This is a genomic window from Nostoc sp. DSM 114167 (genome assembly GCF_052692655.1).
This window is the reverse complement of the sequence record NZ_CP195116.1, coordinates 6,538,358-6,558,185: the sequence shown is the minus strand read 5'-3', so window position 1 is coordinate 6,558,185 and position 19,828 is coordinate 6,538,358. Positions and strand designations below refer to the sequence as shown.

At 41.3% G+C, this 19,828-nt stretch carries 8 protein-coding genes; all 8 read right to left on the bottom strand.

The annotated features are described in order from the left end of the window. Positions 1 to 121 precede the first annotated feature (121 nt). The 8 genes from NSTC731_RS27615 to NSTC731_RS27580 all read right to left on the bottom strand — a co-directional run bounded on the left by NSTC731_RS27615 (position 122) and on the right by NSTC731_RS27580 (position 19,762). Positions 122 to 5,092 (bottom strand): amino acid adenylation domain-containing protein, encoded by a 4,971-nt coding sequence (locus tag NSTC731_RS27615; RefSeq protein WP_445627752.1) that lies wholly within the window; start codon positions 5,090 to 5,092, stop codon positions 122 to 124. A 231-nt stretch (positions 5,093 to 5,323) separates the two neighbouring features. Continuing rightward, positions 5,324 to 6,118, bottom strand: a complete 795-nt coding sequence (locus tag NSTC731_RS27610; RefSeq protein WP_445627751.1) for an SDR family oxidoreductase — start codon at positions 6,116 to 6,118, stop codon at positions 5,324 to 5,326. Positions 6,119 to 6,128: 10 nt separating this feature from the next. Next, positions 6,129 to 6,827: a cupin domain-containing protein gene (locus tag NSTC731_RS27605; RefSeq protein WP_445627750.1), complete on the bottom strand. Its 699-nt coding sequence runs from the start codon at positions 6,825 to 6,827 to the stop codon at positions 6,129 to 6,131. Further along, positions 6,820 to 7,428 (bottom strand): LysR family transcriptional regulator, encoded by a 609-nt coding sequence (locus NSTC731_RS27600; RefSeq protein WP_445627749.1) that lies wholly within the window; start codon positions 7,426 to 7,428, stop codon positions 6,820 to 6,822. Before NSTC731_RS27600 ends, NSTC731_RS27605 begins: the two co-directional genes overlap by 8 nt. Before the next feature lie 143 nt (positions 7,429 to 7,571). After that, complete coding sequence (locus NSTC731_RS27595; RefSeq protein WP_445627748.1) at positions 7,572 to 12,467, bottom strand: amino acid adenylation domain-containing protein; 4,896 nt, start codon at positions 12,465 to 12,467, stop codon at positions 7,572 to 7,574. Next, positions 12,468 to 16,697, bottom strand: a complete 4,230-nt coding sequence (locus tag NSTC731_RS27590; protein WP_445627747.1) for an SDR family NAD(P)-dependent oxidoreductase — start codon at positions 16,695 to 16,697, stop codon at positions 12,468 to 12,470. 266 nt (positions 16,698 to 16,963) lie between these two features. Beyond that, positions 16,964 to 17,359 carry a hypothetical protein gene (locus NSTC731_RS27585; RefSeq protein WP_445627746.1) on the bottom strand — a complete coding sequence of 132 codons (396 nt, stop codon included), beginning with the start codon at positions 17,357 to 17,359 and terminating at the stop codon, positions 16,964 to 16,966. Positions 17,360 to 17,635: 276 nt separating this feature from the next. Beyond that, a complete protein-coding gene (locus NSTC731_RS27580; RefSeq protein WP_445627745.1) occupies positions 17,636 to 19,762 on the bottom strand; it encodes a patatin-like phospholipase family protein in 2,127 nt (708 codons plus the stop codon). Positions 19,763 to 19,828 lie beyond the last annotated feature (66 nt).

Sequence of the window (19,828 nt, the reverse complement as noted above, 5' to 3'; positions counted from 1 at the left end):
TAAATCGAAGTTTAAAGTACTTCCAGACGTAGGGTGTGTTATGCCGTAGGCTAACGCACCTTGGATTGTTGACGGTGCGTTGCGCTATGCGATAACACACCCTACATGGAAATGAAATTTCTTAACTATTTAATTGATATTGGATGGCTGCTGCTAGCTGAAATACAGTAGGTTTTTCAAACAAGTAAATCAACGGTAGTTCGACTTGCAAAGCTGACTGTAGTTTGCAGATAACTTCAAGAGCTTGAGCAGAATGTCCTCCCAGTTCAAAAAAGTTGTCTTGAGTGCTAATCCGATCTATCCCTAAAATTTCTTTCCAGATAGCTAACACAACTTCTTCGATAGAATTTTGAGGTGTAACAAAATCCCTCGATATTGGAGAGACAACAGTTTGAGTGGGCAAACTTGGGGGTTCAGATATTAAGATAAGTTCAGTTAAACGCTGGTTATAATTGGTCGTTATTTTTTCCAGTAAAGTCTGAAAATTATCGACCATCTTGGTAATAGTGGCAGCTTCAAATAAATCGGTTCTGTATACAAGCAGACCTTCAATACCTGTTGATGTTTCTTCGAGCGTTAACTCTAAATCAAACTCTGCGGTATCTTTTGTATCTCTAGCAATCAACTGCTCTTTCAAAGTAAGATTTGCAAATTGTAAATTATCCTCTGGAGTATTTTGAAAGACAAACATTACTTGATTTATTAATGTGTAACTGGGATCTCTGACTGGTTGGAGTTCTTCTATTAGCTTAATCAGGGGCATTTCTTGATGAGCGTAAACACCCAAGGCTACCTCGCGCACTCGGCTAAGTAGTTCTCGGAAGCTGGGATTTCCTCCTAAATTGGTACAAAATGGCAGTAAATTGACAAAGAAACCAATCAGTCCTTCAGTTTCTACTTTGGTGCGATTTGCCAAGGCGCTGCTGACAATGATATTTTCCTGTCTTGTATAAGAGAAGAGTAATGTCTGGAATGCTGCCAACAATGTCATAAACAGGGTTACGCCTTCCTGTTGACTCAGTGCCTTCAGCGCTTCGGTTAATTTTTTTGAGAGAAATACTGATTGACTCGAACCCTTGAAGGTTCGCACTGGTGGACGTGGGCGATGCCTACGGCCAGCTTCGCTAACGCATGGTAGCTTCAATATTGGCGGACTAGTGCCTAAATGCTTTTGCCAAAACTGAAGCTGAGACTCTAAGACTTCTCCTTGTAACCACTGCCTCTGCCATTGAGCAAAGTCGGTATATTTAATCGGTAACTCAGTCAACGGCGACGGCTTACCCTCACAAAAGGCTTCGTAAACCTTTGCTAGTTCTTGGGTTAGGACACTAAAAGACCAACCATCAGCAACGATATGGTGGGTGACGGCAACAAATAGATACTCTTGTTCATCCAAACGCCAAAGCTTGCTGCGTAATAAAGGGCCTCGTGCCAAATCGAAAGGATGCTTAATTTCCTGTTCAGCCTGTTGTGTAGCTTGAGCTTCGCGCTCAGTTTCGCTGATGTGCCGGAGATCGATTACTGAAAAGTCAAAGACAGGCTCGTTAATAACAGCATAGACGACTTGGCCATTCTTAACCTGAAAAGTCGATCGCAATGTCTCATGTCGCCGGACAATTTCTCTTAAACTCTCCTCTAATGCTTTCTCGTTAAGCGCACCTGTGATGCGATAGACCAAAGGCAGGTTATAGATGGAATTGCCTGGATAGAATTGGTCAAAAAACCACAACTCTAGCTGGGTTAAAGAAATTGGTATTGGCTCGTTTTGGGGAGGAAGTCGTTTTAGAGCTAACTCCTGCCGGTCTGGGGCTTTAGCTGTAGCAATTTTTTGAGCTAAAGGTGCGATCGCAGGAGACTCAAATAAACTCAATAGTGGTAATTCTATCCCAAATGCTTTGCGCGTTAAAGCAATCACCTGAGTTGCTAGTAAAGAATGTCCCCCCAAATCAAAGAAGTTATCGTAAATACCAACTCGTTCTAACCCTAAAACATCTCTCCAAATCCCAGCCAAGATTTCTTCAGTGGGAGTACGCGGTTCAACAAAAGTTTGACTTAATTCCGGTCGGCTGGTTGTTGGTTCTGGGAGAGCGCGACGGTTTACCTTACCATTGGGTGTGAGCGGGAATGATTCCATTTCGACAAAAGCCGATGGAATCATATAATCTGGCAATTGCTTAGTTAAAAAAGCCCGCAGTTGTTCGACTGTGATTGTCTCTCCCACAATGGGGACAAAGTAAGCGACTAAATATTTTTCCCTGGCACTTTCCCCATACACTTTTGCTACTGCTTGGTTAATTTGAGGATGTTTGCTCAGAACGGCTTCAACTTCTCCCAGTTCAACGCGAAAGCCCCGAATTTTTACTAAATCATCTATTCGTCCCAAAAACTCGATATTCCCATCTGGTAGATATTGGGCTAAGTCCCCAGTTTTGTACAAACAACTTGATTTTAGATTTTGGATTTTGGATTTTGGATTCTCAGAACTTTCAGCAGATTGGAAATTTTCACTTGTGTCCCTCAATCTAAAATCTAAAATCGGCAATCCAAAATCGGTAAACGGATTTGGGAGAAATTTCTGATTCGTCAAATCTGCACGATTGAGGTAGCCACGAGCCAAACCATCACCACTCACGTAGAGTTCCCCAGCCACACCAATCGGCACGGGTTGCAGATTGTTGTCTAATAAATAAACTTGCACGTTGACAGCAGCTTTACCAATGGGCGGATAAATCGGCCATTCATCTGGGTTTTGGCTAAAAGTATAAGCTGTAACTAAGTCTGCTTCTGTAGGGCCATAGAAATTGTAGAGTGTACAATTTTCCAGACGCTTAAACAGCTCGATCGTAGGCTGAGTAATTTGGAGTTGTTCGCCACAAGCGATCGCTTCCCGAATATTCTGAAATAGATGTTCTTGCTCTCCGTATATTTCTGCTAATTGCTGCCAAAGGCTAACTGGCAGAAAAACTTTACCAATTGGGTTATTAGCAAGTAAATGAATTAATTTATCTAAATCTTTGCGATCGCATTCAGAAATCATATACAGCGTACCTCCCAAGCCCCACGCCACGGATATTTCGTGATAGCTGACATCAAAACTCAGGGAGGCAAACTGAAGCACACCAATACCTGTGGCCATTTTTGCCTGATGGTGTGCTACTAAATTGGCGAGCGATCGCTGGGTAACAAGAGTGCCTTTAGGAGTGCCAGTAGAGCCAGAGGTATATATGATATAGGCTAAATTATCAACTCCTACCTCAACTTGCAGATTACTCTCAGATTCTTTGGCGATTTCGTCTTCATCTTCATCTAACACAATTAGACGATGAGCCAAGTTGCCATTAAATAATGACTGCAAATGTGTTTGAGTTAAGATGACTGGTGTTTGAGAATCGTTGAGCATGAAGGCTAAACGCTCTGATGGATAAGTAGGATCGAGGGGAACGCAAACTCCTCCAGCCTTGAGAGTTCCTAAAATAGCGCTAGCAGCTGCTAGCGATCGCTCCACACAAATACCCACTGGGACATCCGGTTTCACACCGAAGCGTTGCAAGTAGTGGGCGATTTTATTGGCTTGCTGATTTAACTCCTCATAAGTCAATCGTTGATTTTCATATACCACCGCTAAGGCTTGGGGTGTTCTTTCAACTTGCTCCTCAAATAACTGATGGATGCAACGATTGATGGGATGTGCTGCTGAGGTAGCATTCCACTGTACTAAAAGCAAATCTTGCTCTCTTGGAGTCAGTATCGGTAACTCGCCTGGGGTGCGATGAGGATTAGCGGTAATTCCCTGCAACAGAGTAAGGAAATGACCAGCCATGCGATCGATAATGTTTGCATCAAAGCGTTGGCGATCGTAGTAAATTTTTACAGTCATTTCCTCGCCAGGAATTGCCAGCAGTGTGAGAGGATAATTGGTTTGTCCTCTGTCTTGTAGTTCCCCAATGCTTAAGTTTCCAGGGAGTTGCTGCAATGTTACATTTACAGGATAGTTTTCAAATACAACCAGGCTTTCAAACAAAAGTTGAGTGCGAGGAATTTCACTTACGCCTTGAATATCTACCAGTGGGGTGTATGAATATTGCTCCCGTTCTATATATTCTTGTTGCAACAACCGCAGCCAGGTTAACAAATCGGTTGTATCCGGGATTTTCACCCGTGCGGGTAATGTATTAATGAACAATCCCACCATCGACTCCACACCAGATAAAGTAGGTGGACGCCCAGATACAGTAGTGCCAAAAACTACATCAGACTCACCACTATAACGACTTAGTAACAGCCCCCAAGCTGCTTGTATCAAGGTGGCAAGTGTGAGATGATGTTGTTGGGCAAAAGATTTTAAGGTAGTTGTCGTCTCGGTTGATAGATGTTGCGATCGCACCTCAATATTTTGCTGTTGGTGAGAACTCTGCCCTAGCGATCGTTCAACTATTAAAGGCGTAGGTGCAGTAAACCCCTCAAGATTTTGTTGCCAGAATGCCTTCGCTTCAGCCAAATCTTGCTGTTGCAACCAATTAATATAATCTCGGTAAGGACGACTGGGAGCTAAATATAACTGTTGACCGTTCTGAATTGACTCATATAAAGCAAACAATTCTTTGAAGATAATCGGCCAACTCCAGCCATCAACTAATAGGTGATGAAAACTCCAAACAAACTCATAAGTTTCATCGGCTACTCGGATTAAAGCAAAGCGCATTAATGGAGCTTTGTCAAGTTCAAAACCTTGTTTTCTATCTGAATCTAAGAAAGAATTGAGACGTATTTCTTGCTCTTGCTGAGGAAACATTCGCCAGTCTAAAATAGACCAAGGCAAATTCACTTGTTTACGCACCACCTGAACTGATTGTTTGCGATTCTTCCAAACAAAAAGAGTCCGCAAAGCCGAATGTCGCTCTACCAACAGTTGCCAAGCTTGTTCAAATATACCTGAATCTAAATTGCCATGAATAGTTAATTGAAACTGCTCAAAATAGATTGTCGATTCCGACTCATAGAGAGTATGAAAGAGTATCCCCTCCTGCGTAGGTGAAAGGGGATAAATAGATTCAATATCTTTATTTTTACTTTGTTTTTGTGCAACTACCATTGTTTTTTAAAGACGCTCTTAATTATGTTATTGCGATTTTCATTTAAGTGAGGTACAAAACCAATGTTTATTAACGCAGAGGAGCGCAGAGTCAAGCGCAAAGGTACGTAGAGGTTTGCCCAATTTTATTAGCAATGTATTAATAACCTCTGGGCCTCTGCGGTTCGTTTAAAAAAAGTAATTTTCATAAATAAAATAGAACTTATATAAACTAAAAACTTACCCAATCTCTTAAAAAGCAGACGTTGACAATCCGCCATCTATCGGAATAGTAACACCCGTAATATAGCTAGCACATTCTGACGCTAGAAAAGCTACCAAATTAGCAACCTCACTAGAAACACCGCGGCGACCAAGAGGAATTATCTTATTCGTTCTTTCTATTATCGAATCAACCGTCCGACCTTCCTCTTGGGCAAATATTTCTAAATATTCTCTATGCCTTGGAGTATCAATCAGACCAGGATTGACACAGGTAACTAAAACATTCCACTTAGCAACTTGCGAAGCAACAGTTTTAGTAAAGTTGATTAATCCAGCATTCGCCACTCCCGATTTCACAAGACGACTAGAAGGTTCTTTTCCTGATGTTCCAACAATATTAATAATGCGCCCCCATTGCTGATTTTTCATTGTCGGTAGCACTAAATTCGTCATGCGAATATAGCCCATTAACTTACCTTCAAACACAGTTATCCAATCTTCATCAGATAGATTTTCTATTGCTTCATTAGAAAAACTAGCCCCTTCTGAATTATTAACTAAGATATCAATTTTACCAAATTGTCTGATAACTTCTTGGACTAATTTTTGAGAATCACTTGCATTTTGCACATCAGCACAAATCGGGATAATTTTAACTTGAGAACCAACCAAACCTTGATAAGCTTGTTCTAACCGCTCATAATTTCTCCCACAAATTATTAACTGACAACCTTCTGCTGCCAGCTTTTGGGCAACGCTATAACCTATACCAGCACTTGCTCCTGTCACTAAAGCTACTTTCTGTGTTAATCCTAAATCCATGATTGTTCCCTTACGAAGTAGTTAGCGATCGCGCCATATATGTCTTGGAAACAGTATCTTGTACTGAGAGAAGAGAGGGAGGTTTAATTGAAATTTCAACCAAAAATACTATTTCGTCACAGAGATTATATCCTCCATAAAGAACATCAGCCGGAGCATAATAAACACTATTAGATTCTAACTGCTGCTGTTGTTCTTCCACCATCATTCTCAACTGACCGTTAAGAATTATTCCCATTGTTTCACTAGCAGACTGGCGAATTGGTATTATCCCTTTGGGAGGAATTTTAGTAATAATAATTTTAAACCAAGAACCAACAACAGACTGGCACTCAAAACCTGTAATTTCATCTGGAGTTGGTGAAACTTTCAAAATAGCTTCCTCAGCTTCCTCAGAATGAGTGATGCGTTTCACATCAAATGCTAATGCTGTTTCGGAGAAAGGGTTTATAGAACCATGAAGAACATTAGAACCTGCCACATAAACTTGCTCAAGGGGTTCAAGAATTTCTTTAGTACCATTAATATTTATTTCTAAACGCCCTTTTATTTGCATTCCAATTTGACTTTCAGGATGCCGATGTAATTCAAACGTAGCCCCTGCTGGAATAGAAACTAATTGCACAACTGTATCTTGACATTGAAATGCAATTAACTCTACATCTGAATTAATTTTGATGGTTTTTGGCTGAGGAAAATATTTAGACATAATTTTCTGCTAATTTTTTCTGGAAAATTGACCAACTCATCTGGATATTTCCGTAGGTTGAAATAAACTCTAAATCGTAGGCTTTAACAGCATTCTCATTAGTAATAGCCAAATCAGCTAAACCCTGCATTACTTGAATTGCTGAATCGCTGGTAGAAGGAGACAAATCCACTTGTATTTGTGTTCGATCTTGAGAATCTGGCAAGAGTTCTGTCAACAAAGGTAAAGGAGCAGGATGAGTAACAATTCTAGAACCGTTGAAAACTACCTCTGTATTTTTTTTCTTAGCCAATCCATAAACTGGAGTAGGATATATAAAAATGAAACCTAAATCAAAACTTGGCTCCATATAAAACTCATTAATCCGGTCGTAAGCATGAGGAACTAAAGCCAAATTCACCTTGTCTTGCAGCAAAGCTTCTCTAACATCTGTAAAAGTATCAAATAACTGAGTTGATACAGTTACTTGTTCTGAAGTCAGATGGTTAGTTATATGTTTAGCAGCATAATCACTACTAGTAGCAGCAGGCCCCAAAGTACCTATGACTAAATTTTTGGCAGGAGGGATACGAGGTTTAAATTCAATCTGAAATTCCAGCATAGTTTTTCCTGAGTAATCATCATGATATTTTTTAGTAGCGAGTCATTAGTAGCTTTGTTATAAATCACCTCCAAGAATTTAGTTTATTTGCAGAAAACCTTGTTAAAACAGAAATTTGGTTTTAAATGTAGACGACTTTATTTTTAATTAATTTCTGCTAGCAGTTCGTCCAAAGCTTCTTGGCTAAACTCAACTTCTGGGAAATCTGAAGGAGTATAGCCACCTGCCTCTGGGGATAAACAGTGGGCAATAATAGTTTCTAAGGTTTCTATATACTCATTAGCCAGATTTTCTACAGTGGCCCGGCTATGGAAATGCTCGCTATATTGCCATTCCAGTTTCAGCCTGCCTTCAACGACTAATCCATTCACTGTTAACAAATGGCGGCGTTGTCCTTTAGGGCTGTGAATGGAACCGCAAGACTCTTGAGCATATTTCCAGCCAAGGGTTGCTAACTGCGTTTGGTCAAATTGACCCAAGTAGTTAAAGCTCACCTCAGCTCGGGGTAGGACTGGTATAGGTAGTTTTTCTCCCCTGCTCCCTGCTCCTCTGCTCCCCTGCTCCCCTGCTCCCCTGCTCCCCTGCTCCCCTGCTCCCTGCCCCCTGCCCCCTGCTTTTTCACTGCGATCGCTCTCATCCAGCCTAAGATAGCGCCAGATGCCATAATCAATACCCCGGTTAGGAATACTTCGCAGTTGCTCTTTGACCGACTTGAGAACCTCTCCGGTATCGAAACGATCCTCAAGTTTTAACAGCACAGGGAATATACTAGTAAACCAGCCTACAGTACGAGACAAGTCCACATCCTCAAACAAGTCCTCTCGTCCATGACCTTCTAAGTCAATCAATAAAGAGTGAGAACCCGTCCAACGAGTGAAAGTTTGCACCAACGCGGTCAATAGCACATCGTTAATTTGAGTATTGTAAGCTCCAGGGACATCCTGTAATAGAGCGCGAGTCTGTTCTCCACTCAGGTATACAGATACAATCCGACTGGAAGCTACAGTATTATCTTGGGCAACAGCAGCATAATCCAACGGTAAAAGAGCAATTGGCAACTGCATTGAGTCCAGCCAGTAATCTAGCTGTGAGTATTCTTGAGAGCGGGCATAATCCTGCAATCGAATTGCCCAATCCTTAAAGGAAGTTGTTTTTGCAGGTAGTTGGATACTTTTGCCAGTTTCTAATTGTTTGTATGCTCCAGATAAATCTTCTAACAATATTCGCCACGAGATCCCATCTACAGCCAAGTGATGGATGACGATGAGTAAACGTCCGGGAGAATTGCCTAAATGAAATAGAACGACCCGCATTAGCGGCCCATCTGCTAAGTTCAGCGTCCTTTGTGCTGCGTCTGCCCTTGCTTCTATTGTCCTTAACTGTTCTGCTTGGGGCAGATCAGACAAATCTGCAATACCCAACGATACGCCATCGCTCACATCACTGTTGTACTGCTGCCATTGCCCCTCCTGCTGCACAAACCGCAGGCGTAAAGCATCGTGATGGTACAGTAATTTTTGTAGTGCCTGCTTTAATAACTCCGGTTGCAAATTTGCGGGAACTTCTAGCAGGAAGGATTGGTTAAAGTGATGAGGTTCCGGCAGATTTTGCCCAAAGAACCAGTGCTGAATCGGTGTTAGAGGGACAACCCCTGTAACTAAACTTTGTTCTGATTGAACCAAGTTAATTGTACCAGCAACAGCAGCTAATTCAGCAATTGTTTGGTGTTGAAAAAGTTGTTTCGGAGTCAGCTTGAGTCCGGCTTGATTAGCTTTAGCAATAATTTGCATACTAATGATGGAATCCCCGCCCAATTCAAAGAAATTGTCGTGGATACCGACTTGTTTAAGTACCAAAACATCCCGCCAAATCTTTGCCAAGACTTCTTGAGTATGGGTGTGGGGGGAGACAAAGCCAGTAGATTCATCGAACTCGAACTCTGGTACTGGTAATGCACGACGGTCTACTTTGCCGTTGGGGGTAATCGGCAAAGCTTCTAGAACTGTGAAGGATGCAGGTACCATGTAACTGGGGAGCTTTGACTTGAGAAACAGACGTAGCTCATTACTGGTTGGCTGTGTCAATTCTGGGATGATATATGCTGCCAAACTCTTAATACTAGGTTTATCTTCTCTGGCAAGCACAACAGCATCGCGTACCTGTGGGTGTTGAGTCAAAGCCGCTTCAATTTCCGAAAGTTCAATGCGAAAGCCACGAATTTTAACTTGGTTATCAATGCGACCCAAGAATTCTATATTGCCATCGGCTTGGTAGCGAACCAAATCGCCTGTTCGATAAAGCCGCTCTTTTATTTCTCCCCTGCTCCCTGCTCCCTGCTCCCCTGCCCCTCTGCCTCTTTGGAAAGGATTACGAATGAATCTTTCAGCCGTCAAGTCGGGACGGTGGAGGTAGCCTCGTGCCAAGCTCTCACCACCGATGTACAATTCTCCAGTCACACCAATGGGTACAGGCTGCAACAGGGAATCGAGTATATAAACTTGAGTATTAGCGATCGCCCCCCCAATCGCAGGTGGTATATAGTCTTGTTGGCTTTTAGGAACAGTACCAGATGTTGTGACTACAGTATTCTCTGTTGGGCCGTAATTATTCACCACCTTAAAGGGATGAGCAGCCGAAGGATATTGATGAAGTTGATCCCCACCTGTGAGTAAAGTCCGCAAAGCAGCATTCGCCGGCCAATTTAATGATAGAATTTTCTCGGCCATTGGTGTCGGTAGGAAACTAATGGTTATTGCCTTTGACAACAACCAATCTCGTAGTTGCTCAGGGTAAAGCCGGGTTTCATCATTGGGAAAGTGAATGCTAGCTCCAGCAGTCAGATAAGGCCAGATTTCCCAACCACAAGCGTCAAATGCGACTCCCGCAATTTGTGTTGCTCGGTCAAGCGGCGACACTGCAAAAGCTTGTTGATGCCAAAAGACGAGATTTAACAATCCTCGATGTTCAATTTGCACTCCTTTGGGTTTGCCAGTGGAACCGGAAGTGTAAATCACATAAGCCAGATTGTCAGTTGTTGCTGTGTGGAGTAAATTCTCTACACTGGTGCTGAAGATTGCTGTGTCGCTATCCAGACAAATCACCTGCGCTTGATGTGACGGTAGCGTTGCGACCAAGCTTTCCTGGGTCAACAGTACTTTAACTTGGGCATCTTCTAGCATAAACGCCAACCGCTCTTGGGGATATGCTGGGTCAAGCGGTACATAAGCCCCACCAGCCTTGAGAATGCCCAGCAATCCTACTATCATTAAGGGCGAACGCTCAACACAAATTCCCACCAGTACTTCTGCACCAACACCTAAAGATTGCAGATGATGCGCCAACTGATTGGCGCGGAGGTTCAACTGTTGGTATGTCAGAGACTCGTCCTCATAGACCACAGCTAATGCATTTGGCGTTTTTTCAACCTGCTCCTCAAACAACTGATGGATGCATTTGCTGTCAGGATAAGGCGTATAAGTATCATTCCATTCCACTAGCAACTGATGACGTTCGCACTCAGTCAGTAGTGGTAACTCAGCAATAGGTTGATTGGGATTAGCAATAATCGCTGCTAACAAAGTCTGGAAATGACTTGTCATCCTCGCAATGGTATCTGGCTCAAAGAGGTCGCTGTTATATTCCCACGAACCCATCAATCCTGCTTTTGTCTGCCAAACTGCCAAGCTCAAATCAAACTGAGATGTCTCCCTTTTTACCAGTTGGGGAGTCAAGGTAAGATTAGGCAACTCTAATGTATCTAACGAGAAATTCTCTAAGACAAACATCACCTGGAAAAGGGGATTGTAGCTCAGAGATCGTTCTGGTTGCAACGCTTCTACTACTTGTTCAAAAGGAACATCCTGATGACTGTAAGCAGAGGTTGCAACTTGTCGCGCTTGAGAGAGAAACTCATAAAAACTAGGATTTCCCTCAATCCGGTGACGCAGTACCAATGTATTGACAAAAAAGCCAATCAATGGTTCTATATCTTTACGGTTGCGGTTGGCGATCGCGCTACCGATGCAGATATCATCCTGACCACTGTAACGAAACATTAAAACTACAAAAGCCGCCAGTAAGGTATGAAATAAGGTAGCTCCTGACTGTTGGCTGAAGGTTTTGATTTGCTTGCTCAAATTCTGGTCAATTTGAAATTCTTTGGTAGCACCACAAAAAGTCTGAACGGGGGGACGCGGTTTGTCTGTGGGTAGTTCTAATAAGGGTGTAGCACCAGCTAACTGTTGCTTCCAGTAATTCAGTTGTTGTTTTTGAACTGACTCAGTTAACCACTGTCGCTGCCAAACTGCAAAATCAGCATACTGGATAGGCAACTCAGAAAGGAGCAAAGGGGAACTAAGAGTAAAAGCTCGGTAGAGGTTGGACAACTCTTTGATGAATATCCCCATTGACCAGCCATCCGTGATGATGTGGTGCATAGTCAATACCAGGATATGGGACTCTGGCCCCAGTCGTAGTAAAGCGATTCGCAACAAAGGGCCATTACTCAAATCAAAAGGTTGGCCAGCTTCTTTTTTGACAATCTGTTGTACCTCTGATGCTTCTAAACCTTGCAAGTCTAGAACTGGCATGGCGATCGCCAAGCTGTCTGAGATGACTTGTAAGGGTTTTCCATCTACTGCTGGAAATGTTGTTCGCAGAATTTCGTGACGACGGATGATTTCGTTGATACTCTGCTCAAGAGCTTCTGTGTTGAGTACACCTTGAAGGCGTAGCTGGCAACTCTCATTATAAAATGGGCTTTGGCTCTCTAATTGATAGAGAAACCACATCCTCTGCTGGGCAAAGGATAAGGGCAACTCCTCAGAACGCTGCATAGATGGTATTGGCTCAAAGGAAGAGTCTGTTGCAGTCTTAGCTTCTTCTAGAAAAGCCAGGATTTCTGATTTTCGCTCTAGCAGTTGGTTTTTCAGGTCTGGGTTCATCACTTGCTTGGGAGCGCGATAGTTTAACTGGTCGCCTTCCAACCAAATTTTTATGCCTAAACTATTTAAATAAGATACAAATTCTATTGTTGTCATTTATAATACGCCTCCCTCATATTCTTCTTCTGCGTCATCAATAGCTACATTCCACTTGCTGACGACAGTTAGCAGCGCCTCAAGACTTTCTCCCAAACCAGCTATAGTTGGGGATGCAAAAAAACGATTTGGCGACAATTCAACAGAAAAAGCCTCGCGCAACCGAGAAATGACTTGGAAGGCTAGCAAAGAATTTCCTCCTAGTTGAAAGAAGTTGTCGTAAACACTAATTTGGGGTATTTTTAAAATTTCTTGCCAGATTTGAGCTATTTGCCGTTCCGTTTCGTTTCGGGGAGCGATCGCTTTTTGAGTTATACCCTTAGTCAATAATTCTCGATTGATTTCACCATTAGCGGTGAGGGGCATTTGCGATAGTTGCACGAAGTCACAGTTAACGGTTGTTCCGAAGCGATCGCGTACCATCAAATCTGATAACTCTGGTACGATAGAACCGTTACTCGTAGTGAAATAGGCAGTTAATTTCTGTAATTCTGGAAACTCAGAGGTGAAACGGCGAATTTTGGGATTGCTGCCATCTAAACCGACTATTAGTTGGGCTTGGTCGTGATATAAACCAGCCAAAAAGGAATATAATCCTTGTTGCAAACTCATCTCATAATAGCCTTGAGCGCGGGTGATTTCTTGCCTCTGATAACCTTTATTGATTCCTGTATCACGCCAATTTGTCCAAGCAAAGCAATAGCTGTGCAACCCACCAATAAAACGTTGATATTGATTAAAGCTTTCCAAAAAATTGTTAGCAGCAGCATAAGCCGAAATTGTCGCTCCACCAAAGAAACTTGCTAAAGAAGAAAAGCTAATGAAAATCCCCTGTCCTTGCTTCTTAAGTACCTGATGTAGCACCCAAGTGCCTAACACTTTAGGTTGCAAAATTGCAGCTAAACTCTGTGGTGTTTCATTCACTAGCATTTGTTCGTGATAAGTTCCCGCCAGATGAATCACGCCATCTAGTTGGCATCCCCAGTTAGCCTTGGCTTTTTCCACCACTTGTTGCACGGCTTGAAAGTCGCAGATATCCACTGCTTCATAAATCACGGAGCCAAGCTGCTTTAATTCCTGATAAACCTTGACTTTTTCTAATGAGACATTTGATAAACGAGTCCGACCTACTAATAATAATTTGGCATTAAAAAACTGAATTAGATATTTAGCAGTTTCAACCGCAACACCTCCAAGCCCACCACTTATCAGATACATTCCCCCCACTTTTAAGGGAAGTTCTTGCTTTGCTTTTTTTTGCAGATTAACTTTTTCTAAACCTGCAATTAAACGTTCTCTATCCCGGTAAGCAACCTCTTGGTCTTTTGATAAAACCTGGAGTTCTTGTAAAACATAGTTACCATCTGCCTGTATTAAATTTGGTGTCAAATCTATGTGACGGCAATTTAACCAGGGTATTTCTTGAGGAATAGTTTTAATGACACCGAGAACTGGAGATTTTTCATAAGCAATCTTGTCTGTTGGCTGCGTAGACTGGGTGTAGCTAGAAACAAACAATAACTGTAAATCTGGGATTTGAGTTTTTGCTATGGCTTGGACAAGAAATAACAAACTGTAGATTCCCTGTTCTTGCGCTTTTTCCAGAGCTGCTAGGCTTTTGATTTCTCCGCTATACTCTTGATAATTCCACAGATGGAGAATCTGACCAATGGTCTGTTTCTCTGCCTTGATTGTGTCAAGTAAGAGCTGATAATGCTCTGCATTTCCAGGAGTTAAAAAGAAGTGATGGGAACTTTTTTTAGCAAAATCAGAGCCGGGTGAAACACACAAATATGGCAGGTTTTGCTGTTCTAATTGCTGACAAACAAATGTCCCCAATCCTAACTCGTCGAGGAAGACTATAGTTAGACAACCTTGAGGTAAAGCTTTTAGAAGCTTGGCTTTCTTACGTCGCCAGACTTTTTGATAGAACCAGTCAGGAATAGTATTAGTATTATTTAGTAATATATCAATTTGTTTGATAATGTGGTTAAACTCACCTGCACCAAAGCGATTGCGAAGTTGCGATCGCTGGATTTTACCAATAACAGTTTTGGGTATATCTTCTTTAGGTAATAAAATTAAATAATCAGGATTCAACCCGATTTTACTGACGACTGCCTGCCGAATTTTAGTTAGTAGTTCTAATAGTTTTTGGTCTTCTGTAATTGGCGAATTAAAGAAAATGGCTAGTTTCTCCGTTGTATCATCAGCATCGCAGACTGCACAAGCGGCGGTGTAAGACACTTCAATTTCGCCAATTTCTTCAACTACTGCTTCAATTTCATGACTGTAGTAGTTAGCTCCATTGATGATAATAGTTTCTTTCGCGCGACCAGTAACCACCAATTGTCCGTTGGCAATGAATCCTAAATCTCCAGTATCAAACCAGCCCTCTTTTAAAAATGATTGACTGTTGGCATCGTGGTTGTTGTAATATCCTGGAGAAACTGCATCACCTTTGACTTGCAAACGACCTATGGTGTCTTCTTTTAATACAGAGTTGTTATTATCTACTATGCGAATGGTAATTCCCGGAATAACTGAACCTAAATCAGTAAAAATATGATGATTTAGATGGTCTATTTCTACTCGTTTAATAGTACTTTGCAATCTAGATTTGTCTACCCTATGGAACAACAAAGGTGCTTCTTGGTGCGGCTGATAATATGTAATCCCTGAACCCATCTCTGCCATCCCAAAAGCTGGTCTAATTGCCGTTGCTTTGAGTCCGTAAGTCACTAAATTTTCTTGAAAATCCTCCACAGCTTTACTGGATACTGCTTCACCAGCTGTTAGTAGGAATTTTACGCAAGATAAGTTCCAGTTTTGTTCTGGTTCTTGTTTAAAAGAGTCATTAACTATGGCATAAGCAAAATTGGAGGCCCAGCTATGAGTAATCCGGTATTTATGGATTAAATCTAACCAGTTGAGGATGCGACCTAAGATATATTCTTTTTGTGCGTAAACTAGGGTACAACCGATTTCTACACCACGGATATGCCAGTCGGAAATGCTGCCAATGTGATCGAACGGTAGCCAATTCAAAATTACATCTTCTGGCTCGTGTTGATTAAGTTTATTGGCCCCTCTGGCGCGAGCAATGAGATTTTGATGAGTCAATTGAACGCATTTTGGAATTCCTGTACTACCAGAAGTTAAGTTAAAAAGAGCTACTTCATCTGGTTGACTCTGGTAATATTGTGTGCTGGCAGTGTTGTCTTTTAATGCTTCAATCGTGTCTATTTTTAGGCGTTCTTCTGGTAGCCATTGCGATAGTAATTCTACCTCTTGTTTGAGAGCTTCTGTAGTTAAGATGACTGGACTATCTAAGAACTGCCAAATATGACAAAGCTTATCCACCACCTTGTTTGATTCTCTATAAGTTGGTGACACTTCCATGATTACGGGTACAAAGCCTCCCAGTAGGCAGCCCCAAAAGGTAGGAATAATGTCACAATTAAGTTCCATTTGCAATATAACTTTGTTTTTTGGCTTGAGTCCCAATTTTCTCAAACCAGTAAGAATTCGCTTTGCAACTTCAAGTAACTCAGCGTAGGATTGGCGTAGTTCTGTTCCATCGGGCAACAGGTAAATAATTTCCCCACCTGTAGCCTGTTGAGCAGTTCTTTGCAAAACTTCGGGTAAGGTAATAGGTGCATTGGGATCGTCAGGGAGAATACCACCGTAGCTGATGGCAAGTGGTTTTAGTTCAAAGAAATGTTGTTGTGTACTGGGTTGGGAGTCTTTGGGAACTGGGGAAAAGTTAACAATTGCATTTTTGTTTTGCCAATCTGGGAGCAAATCTGACAAATGGAGTGAGGGGATCTGCTTTCTCAACTCCTGCACTACTATCACTGCCTGTTCGATTCTGCGATCAAAATTAAGTTGGTTTTCTACTCGCTCAATTAAAATTTCATCAATAACAGGAATGTTGCTCAAAGCTAATTCGTCTACATCTCCTGTGGCAGTTAAAGGTAGATGAGACACTGATACCAAAGCTCTTGGTAGTAATGCTTCATCGCATATATCTTGAAGATAAGAGCGAATTTGTTCTAGTGAAATATTTGAACTTGAAACAATATATAGTATGACTTCTAGGGGAAATATTTTTTTAATAATTACTGTACATTCGTTTATTGAAGTTTTATCCAATAAAACTAATTCAAAATCATTTTTAATTTGCTGTATTTTCTCTAAATCTAAACTTTTTTTTTCTGAAAAATTCATTTGATTATCAACCCATACTGTATACAAGTGGTGGTTAAAAACTATAAATTGAATGAATTAGTGCAGAACAAGTTTTTAGGTTTTAATCTGTTCCTGTTTAAATATATTTTCAGGCTGCATTGCATGATTTTGAATAATGGCCTTTGAGGGTTTAATCCGATAGAAGTCGGACTCAGAGGCCATTTTATTATTTGAGAGTAATTAAGCGCGATCGCACTTAATTTAGTAACATTTTGTTGGTAGTCTCAACAAATGTAACAGTAAAATTATTCCTCGACGATTTCAATTGTTTTTGGCGGCTGAACATCTTCAAAATTCTCAGTGATTGTTGGGTTCAGTTCATTTTTTAGTTTGAGTTTTAGATCCTCTGTAATCGGTAAATCTTTAATTTCTTTGAGGAGATATCTCACAGATTCGGTTTTACGACGTTCTGTATAAATGTTCTTGAGAACTGCTTCAATTCCAAATCCCGCTATAGCTTCCCCTACAAGTGTTGTCAAACCAAGCACACCTAGACCGCCGATGATGCCAAACGGGCCTCCCAACCCCGCCAGGGCAGCTACAACGCCGTAACCACCCGCCAAACCTGATGCAGAAACTGCAATTACCAAAAGTATGCCAGGAAGACCCAAAGCAGCGATTTTTTTAACGACTTCATCCATTGGAATTACCTTAAATCCTTACATTCTTGGTTAAATCTTGATTAAGGGTAATAGAATTTATTCACCCTTACTTGCTAGCTTAGTACTTAATCGAGATGGTGACTAATTTTTCCTTGTACAAAATTGAGTGCTGAGTGAGGAGTTAGGAGTTAGGAGTTAAGAGTTAGGAGTTAGGAGTTAGGAGTTTTATTTATCTCCTTGTCTCCCTTGTCCCCTTGTCTCCCTTGTCTCCCTTGTCCCCTTGTCTCCCTCATCTCCTCGTCCCCTGCCTGTTTTTTAGGCTGACAAAATACTACATAACTCATCGATTTGTTGACTTCTTTCTGTAATCAGTCGATGGGCTATAGTTTGTAGCTGACGAATATTTTCTGATTTGACATTATCTATGTCTTCTAACTCACCTGTGAGGAATGTTTGAAATCTATAATAAGAGCCTCTGATTTCTTTTTCAGTAGACTCAAATAAGTGTTCTAATTCTCCGGCTACAACTTCACTACCACCGTCCATAACAATGTTTAAAAGAGGTTTTACCCATTGCAATTGTCCCCAATTTTTGACATCGTTATACTTGTAGACACTCGTCAGTGAACCTGTACCCAAGGAAACTAATAAGATATCGTTGGTATGTAGCGCTGTTCTTTGAGTTTGTCTACTGATTTTCGCTTCTGTAATCGCCAAGCTTGCTGGATTATTAGCAACCAATCCTCCATCTACTAAATTATAAAAGCCACTAGGATTATGAGAAGTCGCAACTCGATAGGGAGGAAAATAAGTAGGTGTCGCACTAGTTGCCATTGCCGCATCTTTGAGTGTAAAACCGACACTCACCTTCCGAAATTTTTTAGATTCTATCTGTTGTTTTTCGATTTTGTTGGTAAAGAATATCGGAATTCGCTGTTCGATATCGTAGCTAGTGACGAAAACTTCTTTAAGATTATTTTCTAGAGGGGTATTACCAAAATATTTGTTGATAATTTCCTCTCTGCCATCAGAGGCATATTTGGGCTGAGTAAACATATCTTCAAGAGGGCCGAGCAGATGTTCAAAAAATGGCTCGTAAAATATCTCAGCCCCATATTCGACATATAATTTAACCATCTGTTCGGCACTGTACTGAGCTTGGGCTTCACTTTCAGATATAGATGGATCTAAACTTAATTGGGGTTTAGTCAATCCTAGTGCCAGAATTCCTCCGGTTGAAGTGCCTGCAATTAAGTCGAATAAACTAAAAATCGGTTTTTGTGTGCGCTTTTCAATTTCTGCTAATATTAGCGCTGGGATAATCCCTCGAATACCGCCTCCATCAATGGAAAGAATTTTATATCTAGGATTGGCTGTAGTAATCATAGTTTTTTGCGATCGCTCCTGAGTTAATTTTTGTGATCTTTTGGGCTGTTGGATATCGGTTGGAACTTGACTTTCAGTTGCTTGAACTATTTCGACTTTCTCCTCTTGCTTTGGCTGGGAAGTTTGAATGTTGGTATTTTCACTCTGCTTCTTTGACCCTTTTTTTCCCTTTCCTGTAGTCGAGGCTACGGGAGTGGGAGTTGCAAGAACGTCGTTTTCTACATCTGGGGAAACTTCAATGGATTGCTGCGAGTCAGCTTGGCCAACAGCAGTTAGTTCAGTGGAGAAAACCTCTGCAACTGACTGGTTCTCTTCTGGGGAATTGCTTGTTGTCTGGCTCTGGTTCGATGATTGGGTAATTCCAAATGGAATTTGTGCTAAACCCCAACTGGGATTACCATGCAAAGTTCCATTATGAGTATTTTCAGTCTGGTCTTTGACGGTCGATCCTTCTCCTTCATTTAACATCCAATAAGCAACTAATCCTTGTTCATTGCCGATTAGAGGCCCAGAGCGGTGTGTTTGGATTTCCACTGGCGGACAGGGATAATTCCAGACGCTAATGTTAGCTAATTGACCTGTGAAGTATATACTGTTGTGTAAAGTCGCGCCCAGAGTTACAGGACTAGTTGCTTTGTTTAAAGAGTCACCTGTCAAATAGCCAAAATATTCATGCTCATCAAGGTGTATAGTCAGTTGACCCCGATTAAAAACAATAGCAAAGAAGTGCCATTGTCCGACAGTTAATTCTCCATTGCCAAAGGTTCTGATAACCTTCTCAACCTTCTCATCAATATATATATCTAAGTTTCCTGATTCATTGATGCCAAACTCAAAGTTATCACTATATCGGTCTGAGGAACGCGCAAAAAAAACATTGTGCGTTCCGTATGTAGTGGCTTGATTTTTTAGTTCTTGAGGATTAATCCATCCAGAAATCGTAAAGGCTGAACTACCCTCAGCAAAAACACCACCAATATCATTCCTGCCAAAATTTATATAATCATCTTGACCATCAAATGTTATAACTGATTGGCTATATACCTGTGTTGTCACGATATTTTAATCTCCAAATAAGAGTAGAACTGAAGAAAGTCCTTAGTGACGATTAAAATTTATGGC